The 13199-nt window shown below is 73.3% G+C and carries 14 protein-coding genes and 1 pseudogene; all 15 read right to left on the reverse strand.

All coding sequences use genetic code 11. The annotated features are described in order from the left end of the window. Positions 1 to 630, reverse strand: a pseudogene (locus FHG89_RS20660) (ATPase); the annotation flags it as partial. 74 nt (positions 631 to 704) lie between these two features. Beyond that, positions 705 to 1733, reverse strand: a complete 1029-nt coding sequence (locus FHG89_RS20665; RefSeq protein ID WP_139586055.1) for a hypothetical protein — start codon at positions 1731 to 1733, stop codon at positions 705 to 707. Between the two features lie 43 nt (positions 1734 to 1776). After that, positions 1777 to 2721, reverse strand: coding sequence for an RluA family pseudouridine synthase (locus tag FHG89_RS20670; protein WP_139586056.1), 945 nt, complete (start codon positions 2719 to 2721; stop codon positions 1777 to 1779). Continuing rightward, positions 2718 to 3335: a signal peptidase II gene (gene lspA / locus FHG89_RS20675; protein ID WP_139586057.1), complete on the reverse strand. Its 618-nt coding sequence runs from the start codon at positions 3333 to 3335 to the stop codon at positions 2718 to 2720. The genes FHG89_RS20670 and lspA overlap by 4 nt, the downstream gene beginning before the upstream one ends. 64 nt (positions 3336 to 3399) lie before the next feature. Continuing rightward, on the reverse strand, positions 3400 to 3819 hold the full coding sequence (locus FHG89_RS20680; protein ID WP_139586058.1) for a TraR/DksA family transcriptional regulator: 420 nt from the start codon (positions 3817 to 3819) through the stop codon (positions 3400 to 3402). Between the two features lie 225 nt (positions 3820 to 4044). Beyond that, positions 4045 to 5544, reverse strand: a complete 1500-nt coding sequence (locus FHG89_RS20685; protein WP_139586059.1) for a potassium/proton antiporter — start codon at positions 5542 to 5544, stop codon at positions 4045 to 4047. A 22-nt stretch (positions 5545 to 5566) separates the two neighbouring features. Then, positions 5567 to 5872, reverse strand: coding sequence for a DUF167 domain-containing protein (locus FHG89_RS20690; protein ID WP_139586060.1), 306 nt, complete (start codon positions 5870 to 5872; stop codon positions 5567 to 5569). Between the two features lie 11 nt (positions 5873 to 5883). Continuing rightward, positions 5884 to 6609, reverse strand: coding sequence for a hypothetical protein (locus FHG89_RS20695; RefSeq protein WP_139586061.1), 726 nt, complete (start codon positions 6607 to 6609; stop codon positions 5884 to 5886). 80 nt (positions 6610 to 6689) lie between these two features. Next, complete coding sequence (locus tag FHG89_RS20700; protein WP_139586062.1) at positions 6690 to 7493, reverse strand: DivIVA domain-containing protein; 804 nt, start codon at positions 7491 to 7493, stop codon at positions 6690 to 6692. A 44-nt stretch (positions 7494 to 7537) separates the two neighbouring features. Further along, positions 7538 to 7843 (reverse strand): YggT family protein, encoded by a 306-nt coding sequence (locus FHG89_RS20705; protein ID WP_030334503.1) that lies wholly within the window; start codon positions 7841 to 7843, stop codon positions 7538 to 7540. A gap of 30 nt (positions 7844 to 7873) precedes the next feature. Next, complete coding sequence (locus FHG89_RS20710; protein WP_139586063.1) at positions 7874 to 8569, reverse strand: cell division protein SepF; 696 nt, start codon at positions 8567 to 8569, stop codon at positions 7874 to 7876. 190 nt (positions 8570 to 8759) lie between these two features. Next, positions 8760 to 9503, reverse strand: a complete 744-nt coding sequence (locus FHG89_RS20715) for a YggS family pyridoxal phosphate-dependent enzyme (protein WP_139586064.1) — start codon at positions 9501 to 9503, stop codon at positions 8760 to 8762. A gap of 9 nt (positions 9504 to 9512) precedes the next feature. Then, positions 9513 to 10628: a cell division protein FtsZ gene (gene ftsZ / locus FHG89_RS20720; protein WP_139586065.1), complete on the reverse strand. Its 1116-nt coding sequence runs from the start codon at positions 10626 to 10628 to the stop codon at positions 9513 to 9515. Between the two features lie 247 nt (positions 10629 to 10875). Next, a complete protein-coding gene (locus FHG89_RS20725) occupies positions 10876 to 11694 on the reverse strand; it encodes a cell division protein FtsQ/DivIB (RefSeq protein ID WP_139586066.1) in 819 nt (272 codons plus the stop codon). Next, on the reverse strand, positions 11691 to 13199 hold a 1509-nt coding region (gene murC / locus FHG89_RS20730; RefSeq protein ID WP_139586067.1), incomplete at its 5' end, for a UDP-N-acetylmuramate--L-alanine ligase. The genes murC and FHG89_RS20725, both read right to left, overlap by 4 nt.

The following is a 13199-nucleotide window of genomic DNA, read 5'->3' on the forward strand; positions in this document are numbered from 1 at the left end:
CTCCAGCAGCGCGTAGCGCGACTCGACCGGCGGGCCACCCTGGCGGTAGCCGTTGTCCAGCAACGCGTAGCGCGACTCGACCGGCTCGGGCCGCGGCGCCGGCGGCTCGGGTGCGGCCCGGTACGTCGGCTCGGGCCGGTAGTCCGGCTCCGGCCGGTACGTGGGCTCGGCCCGGTAGGTGGGCTCGGAACGGTACTCCGGCTCCGACCGGTAGGCGGGCTCGGAACGGTAGTCCGGCTCCGCACGGTAGGTGGGCTCGGAGCGGTACTCCGGCTCCGAGCGGTAGGCGGGCTCGGAGCGGTACTCCGGCTCCGCACGGTAGGCCGGCTCCGCCCGGTACGCGGGGTCGACCCGGTAGGTGGCCTCGGCCCGGTAGGCGGGCTCGGCGCCGTACGACAGCTCGGCCGGATGCCCGATGGCCGGGGCGCGCCCGGCGTAGCCGTTGGGGGCCGCGCGTCGGGGCAGCGGATCCGGTGGTGGCTCCTCGGCCCGCCGGTCGGGCTCGGCCTGCTCGGCGCCACGGCCGCCCAGCCGGGCGCGGTCCAGCAACGCCCGCCACCGCGGCGCTGGTTCGGCCGGCCGGCCCCAGCCGGTCTCACTGCCCTCCACGGCCCGCCCTCCCAGCACCATCGATCTCCGTCTGACAGGCTACGAAGGAAACACTATTCGGACCACACCTCAGGACGCACACCGCCCGGCACAGATCACGACGGGGTGGGGGCGAGCGGGCCGGCGTCGGTCGCGTCCGGGGAGGTGGTGACGCTCGGCGCGGCCGGCTCGGTCGTCACCGTCGACGACGCGTCCGGTGACGGAATAGTGACGAGCGGTGCGGGTTCCGACGATTCGCCCATCGACGCCGAGGGTCGAGGGGCGGGCGCCGTCGACCCCGTGGGCCCGGCCGGGTGCGACGTCGGGCTCGGCCCGGTGTCGACCGGCGGGCGGACCACGTCGCGCTGTTCGGGAAGCGGCGGGGTGAAGACCGCGCGGTCCAGCCGGTACACCTCGGGGGCGGGGTCGACGGCACGTACCGCCGGCCGGGTCGCCACACCCCGCAGCACCTCGGGGGCCGCCCGGACGACCGCCGCGTACACACAGTCGCAGCCACCGCGGTACGCCGCCGCCTCCGCGTCCGCCACCTCGGCGCCGTCGGCGTACCGTGCGCGCAGTTCCCGCTCGTCGACGCCGTCGCCGGTCGTCGCGGCGGCCCGCGCCCGGTAGTCGGCGGCCTCGGTGGCCTTGCGGGCCGCCACCTCCGCCATCCCGGCGACGACGTCGTCCGGCACCCGCAGCGCGGGGATCCTGACGATCTCGGTCTGCCGCCCGGGCAGCGGCACCCGCCCGAAGACCGTCGACACCGGCACGTCGCCGAGCACGTCCCCCAGGCGCTGCGGCGGCAGGTACGCGTCGAACGCGACGAGCGCGTACGTCCCGTCGCCCGTGGACGGCGTCGCGGTGGACAGGGCGGCCAGGTCCGCCGCCGCCGAGCGCAGGTAGCCGGGGACGGAGTCGCCGTCGGCCACCCCGACCCGGGTCACCTCGCCCACCGTCCGGTCGCCGACCGGAGCGTCGTCGGCGGCCCACACGGCGGTGCCCAGCACCGCCGCCAGGGAGAACAGCGCGGCCCAGGTGAGCACCCCGGACCGCCCCGAGCGGTCACCCAACCGGGCGACGCCCCGGGTCAGCGGCGGCAGCAGCCGTTGGTCCAACTGCCGCAGCAGGTCGCCGGCGCGCACGGGCGGGGTCCCCTCGTCGGATCGGTGTCGGGCGGTCGCCGCTCTAGTCACGCAGGATCTGAAGCGCGCGCTCCAGGTCGTCAGGGTAATCGCTGACGAACCGGACCTCGTCCCCCGAACGGGGGTGCAGGAAGCTCAGTTCGCGGGCGTGCAGCCACTGTCGGGCCAGTCCGAGACGGGCCGAGAGGGTGGGGTCGGCACCGTACGTGAGGTCACCCACGCAGGGGTGCCGCAGGGTGGAGAAGTGCACCCGGATCTGGTGGGTCCGGCCGGTCTCCAGCCGCACGTCGACGAGGCTCGCCGCCGGGAACGCCTCAAGCGTGTCGTAGTGGGTGATGCTCGGCTTGCCGCCGGAGACCACAGCCCACCGGTAGTCGTGGGTGGGATGCCTGTCGATCGGCGCGTCGACGGTGCCGCGCAGCGGGTCGAGGTGGCCCTGGACCACCGCGTGGTAGCCCTTGTCCACCTCGCGGTACTTGAAGGCGCGCTTCAACGCCGTGTACGCCTGCTCGCTCTTGGCCACCACCATGATCCCGGTGGTGCCCACGTCGAGGCGGTGCACGACGCCCTGGCGTTCGGCGGCGCCGCTTGTGGAGATGCGGTGCCCGATTGCGGCGAGGGCGCCGATGACGGTCGGGCCGGTCCAGCCGGGGCTGGGGTGCGCGGCCACGCCGACCGGCTTGTCCACCACCACGATGTCGTCGTCGGCGTACACGACGCGCAGGCCGGGCACCGCCTGCGGCACCACGGTCGGCGGGGCGACCGGGGCGGGCAGGGTGACCTCCAGCCAGGAGCCGGCCTTGACCTTGTGCGAGTTGGCGCGGACGGTGCCGTCGACAAGCGCGTCCCCGGCGTCGATCAGGGCCGCGGCGGCGGTGCGGGAGAGCCCGAACAGGCGGGAGACGGCCTGGTCCAGGCGCATCCCGTCGAGGCCGTCGGGCACGGGCAGGGAACGGTGGTCGCCGCCGGCGGCGAACGCGGAGGTCATGCCCGCTCCCGCTGGTCGGCGGTGGTCGCGGTGGCGTCCGCGTCGCTCGCGTCGCCGTCGCGGCCGGCCCGCCGGCCGTCGCGCTGGCGGCCGGTCAACTCCAGCAGTACGGCCAGCAGCACGCCGCAGACCAGCGAGCTGTCGGCCAGGTTGAACACCGGCCACACCTGGCCGTACGGGTCGAACAGGCTGATCATGTCGACCACGTGCCCGTGGAACGGCGAGGGTGCCCGGAAGATCCGGTCGACGAGGTTGCCCAGCGCGCCGCCGAGCACCAGGCCCAGGGAGATCGCCCAGGGCAGCGAGCGCAGGCGCAGCGCCATCCACACGATCCAGCCGACCACACCGATGGTGATCAGCGGGAAGATCCAGGTGTGGTCGGAGCCGATGCTCCACGCCGCGCCGCTGTTGCGGGTGAGGCTCAGGTAGACCAGGCCACCGAGCAGCCGGACCGGCTCGCGGTCGGTCAACGCGGCGAGCGCGAGGTGCTTGGTGACCAGGTCGGCCAGCAGGGCCACCAGGGCGACCCCGGCGAGGATCGCGACGGCCCGGGGCCGGGGCTTACCGCCTCCCGGCTCACTGCGGCCGGGCTCGGCGGACGGTGCTGCGGTCATTCGCTCCCCATCGACAGTCTCGGCGGTGATCGCTCACCGTCCCATCGCCGCCGGGGAACGGACCTCAGCGCCGCTCCTCCAGCTGCTTGCACGTCACACACAGGGTGGCCGACGGGAAGGCGGCGAGGCGCTCGACCGGGATCGGGTTGCCGCACCGCTCGCACCAGCCGTAACCACCCTCGTCCAGGCGCTCGAGGGCGCGCTCGACCTGCGTGATCCGTTCCAGGATGCTGTTGGCGAGTGAGATCTCCTGCTCACGCTCGAACGTCTTGGTGCCGGTGTCGGCCTGGTCGTCCCCGGCCGAGTCGGTCAGCCGGTCGCGCTGCAGCTCGGTGATCTCGCTCAGCGTCTGATCGTACTCGGCGCGAAGCTCGTCCCGCCGCGCCGCCAGGGCCGCGCGGATCTTCTCGGTCTCCGCCGCGCTGCGGGTGACCTTGGCCACGGCCTTGCGGCCGGCGGTCCTCGTGTCGGCTGGCTTCGCCATGGGTCGCTCCCTCGGCCGCGGAACCGCGTGGTCCACGGTTCCTGGTCAGGGGGCGCCACCCAGGGCGTCCCCTATGTACAAAAAGGGGCGCACGGCGACGAGGGCCGCGCACTCCGGAGGTTCGCAAGGATACGGAACGTACAGGCGTCCGACAACGTGCCGCACCGTCGTACCGCTTAACTGCCCCGAGACCTGCTTAACTGGGGCAAAAGGAACGCTAGCAGATCAACGGTCTGAGTCGTCCCCGTACTCCCCAAACCATCGGGCCAGCCGACCCCGCCGGCTGACCGCCCGCAACCGCCGTTCGGCGGCGTCGCGCACCCCCGCGGTGGCGACGATCAACAGGCTGTCGCCGGTCTTCAGCCGGGTGTCCGGGCCGGGCACGAAGCCCACCCCGTCCCGCAGCACCAGGGTCACCGAGGCACCCAACGGCAACCGCAACTCGTCGACGTGCACCCCCGCCAGGCGGGACCCCTGCGGCACCTCGAGCTGGAGCAGGTCGGCCCGCATCCGCTCCAGCGGAGCCGTCTCCACGTGGATCTCGGTGGCCTCGGCCGGCGCCGTGATGCCCAGCCGGCGGGCCAGCGGCCCGAGCGTCCCGGTCTGGACCAGCGTGAAGATGACCACCAGCACGAAGACCGCGTCGAAGAGCCGATCCGCGCCCGGCACCCGCTCGGAGAGCGGAATGGTGGCCAGCACGATCGGCACCGCACCGCGCAGCCCGGCCCAGGACAGGAACGTCTGCTCGCGCAGACCCACCCGGAACGGCACCGCCGACGCCGCCACCGACAACGGTCGCGCCAGCAGCACCAGCGCCAACCCCGCGACCACCGCCGGCAGCACCGCCGCGTCCAGCCGGCCCGGCGAGACCAGCAGACCCAGCAGTACGAACAGGCCGATCTGCGCGAGCCAGGCCAACCCGTCGGCGAAGCCGAGGATCGCCCGTCGATGCGGCAGGCGGGCATTGCCCAGCAGCACCCCGGCCACGTAGACGGCGAGGAACCCCGACGCGTGCAGCACCGCGCCCGCCGCGTAGGCCAGCACGGTGATCCCGACCGCCGCGATCGGGTACAGCCCGGCCGCGGGCAGCGCCGCCCGGCGCAGCGCCCACGTCCCGGCCACGCCGGCGGCCACGCCCACCGCCGCGCCGACCCCCAGCTCGTAGACGACCAGCCCGGCCTCGTACCACCACGGATGCGCCCAGCCGGAGTGCGACAGCAGCACCACCAGCAGCACCACCGGGGCGTCGTTCATACCCGACTCGGCCTCCAGCGTGGCCACCAGCCGCGGTGGCAGGCGCAGCCGGCGCAGCGTCGCGAAGACCGCCGCCGCGTCGGTGGACGAGAGCACCGCCCCGTAGAGCAACGCCAGCCGCCAGTCCAGACCCAACAGCAGGTGTACGGCGACACCGACGACCAGGATGCTTACCACCACGCCGACCGTGGAGAGTGCGGAGGCCAGCCCGAGCACCGGACGCAGCGTGCTCCACCGGGCGGTCAGGCCACCCTCGGCGATGATCACGATGAGCGCGCAGAACCCGAGGGTCCGGGTCAACTCGACGTCGTCGAAGCGGATGCCCAGCCCGCCCTCGCCGATCGCCACGCCCAGCGCCAGGTAGACCAGCAGGCTGGGCACCCCGAGGCGGGTGGAGAGACGCACCGCGCCGACCGCCACCAGGAGCACGCCCGCACCGAGCAGCAGCGCGATGTCCAGCCCCGGTGTCACCGCTGCCCGGCCCGGACGTTCCTCACTCGACGGATCCGTCGCGCAGTCGGCAGAGCAGCCCGGACAGCTCCGGGCCGGGCCGGTCGACGAGGAAGAGCTTGTCCCGGCTGGCCGCGCCGGCCCGCAACGACACCGCGGCCGGCCGCACACCCAACGCGCCGGCGAGGGCCCGGCGGGCCGCCTCGGTGGCGCGTCCGTCGACAGCCGGCGCGTGCACGGCGATCACCAGGGCCGGACCGTTCGGTCCGTCGAAGCGGCCACCGACCCGGTCCCGGGACGCGCCGGGCTTCACCCGTACCGCCACGGTGAGCGTGTCCTGGGCGGGCACCGGACGCCGTTTCAGATCGGTCGGACGTCGGCGAGCAGGACGGTGGCCGGTGCGCAGCGCGCGCACGGGGTGAAGCCCAGCTCGACCGCCTCGGCGACCGGCAGGGTCTCCGCCGCCCGACCGACCAGGTACGGACAGCGGGCGAGGTGGTAGCGGGGCCGGCCGTCCACCACCTGGACGGGATCGGGCAGCCGGGCCACCCGGGCCGCCTCGGCGGGGGTGACCGGCTGGGCGGCCGGTTCGCCGGCCAACGCCTCGGCGGCCACCGCGTCGGCAGGCGACGCCTCGTCCGACGGCGCTGGACTCACCGGCCGCGACGACGACGACGCGTCGCCGACCGGGGCCACGAACGGGGCGTCCCGGTCGACCGACGCGTCGAAGGGTGAAGCGTGGTCGGCCGGCGGCTCGGGTGGTTGCCGCCACCCGGTGCCGCCGGAACCAACAGTCGACGGCATGTGCTGCACCGGCACGTCCGGCTCGACAAGCGGCGGCCCGTACGGAACACCCGACGTGGCCTGGCTGGCCGTACGGGGTGCGCGGGCGGCGCGCCGGTCGGACCGGCCCGGAGCCGCCGTGGCGCGGTTGGCGGCTGCCTGGCGGGCACCCACCACCAACGCGACGGCGGCCAGCAGACTGGCCGCGATGGAGATGATCAACATGATGCTGGAGCCCCCGGCCAGGCCGAGAACCAGCAGCACCACCGCGACGAGGATGAGCAGGAGGCTCGCGACTATCACGGCTCACCCCCGCCGCTTCGTACCGTCCAGGCAGGGCCGGCGACCGTCACCATTGGCGGACAGCGATCGCCGGCCGGTGCTCAGCGTCCGGCTTCGAGGGCGCCGGAGCGCCCGCCGCCGTACGAACCGGCGAGCCCTGCGGCGGCCAGCCCGTTGCCACCGGCGACCCGGCCCGCCTCGGAGCGGGTCATCTCGGCCTCGAGGCCCTGCCCGCGACCGTCGAGGTCACGCAGCTGGCTCTCCAGGTACGCCTTGAGCCGGGTGCGGTACTCGCGCTCGAACTGCTTGAGCTCCTCGATGTGCTTCTGCAGCGCCGTGCGCTTGGCGTCCAGGCCGCCCATGGCCTCCTGGTGCCGCTGGCGGGCGTCCCGCTCGAGGGCGTCGGCCTTCGCGCGAGCCTCGCGGGTCACCTCCTCGGCCTTGCTGCGAGCCTCGGAGAGAAGCTGGTCGGCCTCGCGCCGGGCGTCGGACACGTGGTCGTCGGCGGTGCGCTGGGCCATCATGAGAACCCGCAGCGCCTGCTGCTCGCCGTCACCGGTGACGCCGGCCGGGCCGCCGGTCGCGCGGACCTGCTCCAGCTCGGCCTGCATCGCGCGGGCGGCCTGCTCGGCCGCCGACTTGTCACGCTGCACCCGGTCCAGTTGAGCCTTGACGTCGTTGAGCTCCGCCGCCAGTCGGGCGTCGCCGCCGGGGCCGGCGGGGGCACCGCCACGGCCGCCGCGCTCCACCTGGGCGCGCAGCTCGTTGTTCTCCTCGATGAGACGGGCGAGCTCGCGCTCGACCTCGTCCAGGAAGGCGTCGACCTCCTCCTCGTCATACCCCCGCTTGCCGATCGGCGGCTTTTTGAAGGCGACGTTGTGGACGTCGGCCGGGGTCAGCGGCATCGAAACTCCTCGGGTCAGTTGCGGCCGCGAAAGCGCGTCGGTCATCAGGCAGATGCCCTGATCGACGGCCCTAACACGAACTCCATCAGCACGAACAGGATAACCAGGAGCACAAGGGAGGCCAGGTCGATGCTCACGGTACCAATTCGCAGCGGAGGGATCACACGCCTCAACGCGTTGAGAGGGGGATCAGTGACGCTCCACACGGATTCCAATCCGGCCGATGCTCCACGCCCCGGCTGCCACCGACGGCCGTACTGCAGGACGGCGCTCAGCACGAACCGGGACAGAAGAAGCAGCAGGAAGACATAAAGGATCAGGTACAACACTTGCAGCAAGATCGACAACACGGTCAGCGACGTCCCTCGGGTCGGGCGGGATCAACTCAGACTGAAAAAACCGCCCTCAGCGATCTTGGCCTTGTCCTCAGCGGTGACCTGGACATTGGCCGGTGAGAGCAGGAACACCCGATTGGTCACGCGCTCGATCGTACCGCGCAGCCCGAACGCCAGCCCGGCGGCGAAGTCCACCAGACGGCGGGCGTCGGCCTCGTCCATCTCGGTGAGGTTGATGATCACCGGGACCCCGTCGCGGAAATGCTCACCGATGGTGCGCGCCTCGCGGTAGGTGGTCGGGTGCAGCGTGGTGATCTGGTACCGCTGCTCCTCCTCCGGCGCCACCGCGCGCTCACGCGTCGTGGCCTGCGGCGCGAGGGCGAGGTTGTCCCGGGTGTGGTAGGTCAGCGCGCCGGACGTCTCACCGGCCGACGACCGGGTGATCGACCGGACGCTGGACCGCTCGACCCGCTCCGGACGCTCACCGTCACCGCGGTCGGACTCGCTGACGCGCCCGTTCGACCGCTCGGAGAGCCGACCCCGCTCGCTGACCCGCGGCCGGGGAGCCGGCGGCTCCTCGGTGTCGTCCTCGTCCTCGTCGGCGAACTCCTCGGCGTACCGGCTCTGCCGGTACCGCGAGTCGCGGTAGCCACCCTTGTCGTAGCCACCGTCGTCGTAGGCCCGCTCGTCGTCTTCCTCAACCAGACCGAGCCAGACCCCCGCCTTGCGCAGTGCACCCATCCCGCGCCCTTCCGTCCGCCGTGCGGCACGCGCCCCCGTGCCATGTCGCCCGTCGCGAGTGGACAACCATGCCCATCGGACCGGAACGGCAATCCCCTGGCACGCGATTCGCGTCGCATGCCACGCCCCCCGACAAGGAGACGCCGTTCCTGAAACAACACTGATGTAATTTGCTTGTCTCGCGGTCAGGCTACCGCAGCGTGGGGCGCATTCCGAGCAACGCGCTACCGACGCGGACATGTGTCGCGCCGTATCGGATCGCGATTTCCAGGTCGCCGCTCATTCCCGCGGACAGGGCGCTCGCTCCCGGATGGACTCGCCGGAACGCCTCGGCCACCTCGGCCAGCCGCTCGAAGGCCCGTTCCGGAGGCCAACCCAGCGGCGCCACAGCCATCAGACCGGCCAGCCGCAACGACGGCGCGGCGGCCACCGCCTCGGCCACCGGCTCCAACCCGCTGCCCGGGTCTGCCGAACCGGGCAGCGCCCCACCCCGGGCCGGGTCGCCGTCGATGCTGACCTGCACCAGTGCCTCCAACGGGCGCTCCCGGTCCGCGGCAGCGGTGGCCAGCGCCCGGGCCAGCCGGACGCTGTCCACGGAGTGCACCACGTCGGCGTAGCGGACCACCGAGCGGGCCTTGTTGCGCTGCAACTGGCCGATGAAGTGCCACCGGGGGTCGACCCCGGCCGCGGCCACCTCGGCGGCCTTGCCGGCGGCCTCCTGGTCGCGGTTCTCCCCCACGTCGGTCACCCCGAGCCCGGCCAGCGCCAGCACGTCGCTGGCCGGGTAGGTCTTGGTCACCGCGATCATCGTGACCTCGGCGACGTCCCGGCCGGCGTCGGCGCAGGCGCCGGCGATCCGCTCCCGGACGTGCGCCAGGCCGGCCGCGAGTTCGGCGCGCCGGTCCGGTCGTACCGTGGCTGAGCTGTCGGTCATCGGCGGAGCTCAGGACCCGTTCTTGAGAAAGTCGGGCACGTCCACGTCGTCGAAGAGCACCCGACGCGGCGACTGGGTCGGCGCCGGCATGGTTGCCGGCGGCGTGACCGGGGCGCTCTGCGGCGCCGGCTGGTTCGTGTTCGTCTTGCGCGCCGGCTCGGCCGCCTTGTACGCCGGCGTGCCGCCGTCGAAGCCCGCCGCGATGACCGTCACCCGCACCTCGTCACCGAGCGCGTCGTCGATCACCGCGCCGAAGATGATGTTGGCGTCCGGGTGGGCCGCGTCGGTGACCAGCTGCGCCGCGTCGTTGATCTCGAACAGGCCCAGGTCGGAGCCGCCGGCGATGGAGAGCAGCACGCCGCGCGCGCCGTCCATGCTCTGCTCCAGCAGCGGGCTGGAGATGGCCGCCTCGGCCGCCTCGACCGCGCGGTTCTCGCCGCGGGCGCTGCCGATACCCATCAACGCGCTGCCGGCGCCGCTCATCACGCTCTTGACGTCGGCGAAGTCCAGGTTGATCAGACCCGGGGTCGTGATCAGGTCGGTGATGCCCTGCACACCGGAGAGCAGCACCTGGTCGGCGGTGCGGAACGCGTCCATCATGCTGATGTTGCGGTCGCCCAGCGCCAGCAGCCGGTCGTTCGGAATGACGATCAGGGTGTCGCACTGGTTGCGCAGTTCGTCTATCCCCGACTCGGCCTGCACCTGGCGGCGCTTGCCCTCGAAGGAGAACGGCCGGGTCACCACGCCGATGGTCAGCGCGCCGAGTTTACGGGCGATGTTCGCCACCACGGGCGCGCCGCCGGTGCCGGTGCCGCCGCCCTCACCGCAGGTCACGAAGACCATGTCGGCGCCCTTGAGCACCTCCTCGATCTCGTCGCGGTGGTCCTCGGCGGCGTTCTTGCCGACGTCCGGGTTGGCGCCCGCGCCGAGTCCACGGGTCAGCTCACGGCCGACGTCGAGCTTGACGTCGGCGTCACTCATCAGCAGCGCCTGGGCATCGGTGTTGATCGCGATGAACTCGACGCCCTTGAGCCCAACCTCGATCATCCGGTTGACGGCGTTGACGCCGCCACCCCCGATGCCGACGACCTTGATGACCGCCAGGTAGTTGTGCGGAGGTGTCATCTCCGGTCCTTTCCCTTCGAGATTGGCTTCGGCCGACCGGTTACGGCGTGGCCAGACCAGCGGCCGACGACAGCTGTCACCAGCGAGGATCAGAGGTGAACCCTCACCCTCTACTAGAGGCTTACAGTTATGTCAACCACTGAACCTCTTCGGGGCAACGTAAGCGCCGCCGCGCGATGAGCCAAGGACCCGACCGGCGTGTCGCCGGCCGGAGCGCGACTCGTCACGTCCGGCGCACCCTCCCCGGTCAGCGGAAGGTCACCACGTCCGGCGCGCTCACGTCGATCCGGTCGGTCTCCTCACCGAGCAGCGCCGTGGCCACCCGCGCCTTGTCCGTACCCCGCGTCGCGTCTCCCCAGACCACCGTCCGGTCCCCGCGCAGCCGCAGACTGATCCGGGCCAGCCCCTGCACGGTCACGTCCACCAGCTCGGCGCGCAGCTGCGGGGTCAAAGCGACAAGCACCTCCAGCGCGGCGCGGGTATCCGGGTCGTCGCCGGCCGGCCGCGCCACCTTGACCAGCGGCAGCTCGGCGGGCCGCCGGGCCACCGTCCGGAACGCCACCCCGCTGCGGTCGATCAGGGTGAACGCCTCCCCCTGGGGCACCGCCGCCACCGGCGTCCGTTCGGTCACCCGGACCACCAGCGCGCCCGGCCAGTCCCGGGAGACCGTCGCCCGCTCCACCGGCGCCAGCTCGCCGACCCGGCGGGCGGCGGCGGCCAGGTCCACCCGGGCCAGCGGCACCCCGTCGGCCACGCCGACCGCGTCGCGCACCTGCACCGGGGTGACCAGGCCGGCACCCTCCACCCGCACCTCGCGGACGCCGAACAGACCGGTGCCCAGCACCGTCCACGCGATCAGTCCGGCCACCGCCAGCACCCCGGCGACCACCGCCCACGGCAGCGCGGCGCGCATCCGGCGCTGCCGGGCACGGGCCATGAACCGGCGGGTCGACGGCGGCACCGCGTCGCTGCCCGCCCGCACGAGCTGCCACCGCCGCACCGGTCCACGGCGCGGCGCGCCGCCCTCGGCGGCGCTGGTCCGTCCTCGGGCCGGGCCGGGGCTCATCCGGCCGTGGGCGCCGCGCCGTCCGGAGCGGCGGTGCCACCCAGGGCCGCACCGTCGCCGCCGGCCGTGGCGCCACCGGCCACCGGCTCACCGACGGCCGGGTTGGTCGCCACCGGGTCGACCGTCGCGGTCGGCGCGGCACCGGCGGTACGCGCCAGCAGGCCGGCCAGCAGCTCGTCACCCATCAGCGAGATCGGCGGGGCGCCCATGGTCACCACCACGTCCCCGGGGCGGGCCCGGCGGACCACCTCGACCGGCGCCGCCTCCCACGAGTCCACGAAGACCTTCCGCTCGGCGGGCAGCGCCACCGCCTCGATCAACGCCGCCGAGCCCTCCCCGGGCTGGCGCAGCTCACCCGGCCCGAAGACCTCCAGCAGCACCACCTCGTCGGCGATGGCCAACGCCTCGGCGATCTCCGCCTGCGAGTCGCGGGTCCGGTACAGCCGGTAGGGCTGGAAGACGACGATCAGCCGCCCGTCCCCGGCCACCTCGCGCAGCGTCTGCAACGCCAGCGTCATCGAGGTCGGGTGGTACGCGTACTCGTCGTAGACCAGCACGCCGTCCGCGACGCCCTTGCGCTCGAAGCGCCGCCGCACACCCGGGAACACCGCCAGCGCGGCCTCCGCCGCCTCGAGCGGCAGATCCAGCAGGTACGTGACGAGCACCGCCGACGCGCTGTTGAGGCCCATGTGCCGCCCCGGCACCGGCAGCCGGAACTCGCCAAGCGACCGACCGTCGATCGCGGCCAGGTAGCGCACCCCGCGCGCGGACGAGGAGATCTCGGTCAACCGCAGGTCGGCGTCGGCCGCCTCGCCGTACGTGTAGACCCGCCGGCCCTCGGCGCGCAGCGTCCCGGCCAGCCGGCGACCACCCGGGTCGTCGGCGCAGGTGATGATGAACCCCTCCGGGTCGGTGAGGCGGGCGAACTCGACGAACGCGGCCTCCAGCGTCGCGTAGTCGCCGTAGGTGTTCAGGTGGTCCGCCTCGACGTTCGTGATGATCGAGACGAACGGGCGGTAGATGAGGAACGAGCGGTCGCTCTCGTCCGCCTCGACCACGAAGTACTCGCCGGTGCCGTGGTGGGCGCCCGAGCCGACCTCGGAGATCTCCCCGCCGATCACGAAGGACGGGTCCACCCCGGCCTGCTGGAGCACCATGGTCACCATCGAGGTGGTGGTGGTCTTGCCGTGCGTGCCGGCGACCGCCACCGCCCGGCGGCCGGTCATCGCCGCGGCCAGAGCCTCCGATCGGTGCAGCACCCGCAGGCCGCGCCGACGCGCCTCGACCAGCTCCAGGTGGTCCTGGGGAATGGCCGACGAGTAGACGACGGTGTCCACGCCGTCGAGGTTGGTCGCCTCGTGGCTGAGGTAGATGGTGCCGCCGAGCGCCCGCAGGCCCGCCAGCGAGGGCCACTCACGCAGGTCGCTGCCGGAAACCCGGATGCCCCGGGTGAGCAGCAGCCGGGCCACGCCGAGCATGCCCACCCCGCCCACCCCGATCAGGTG

Origin of the sequence: Micromonospora orduensis (assembly GCF_006228125.1) — a bacterium.
In the GTDB taxonomy this organism is placed as follows: domain Bacteria; phylum Actinomycetota; class Actinomycetes; order Mycobacteriales; family Micromonosporaceae; genus Micromonospora; species Micromonospora orduensis.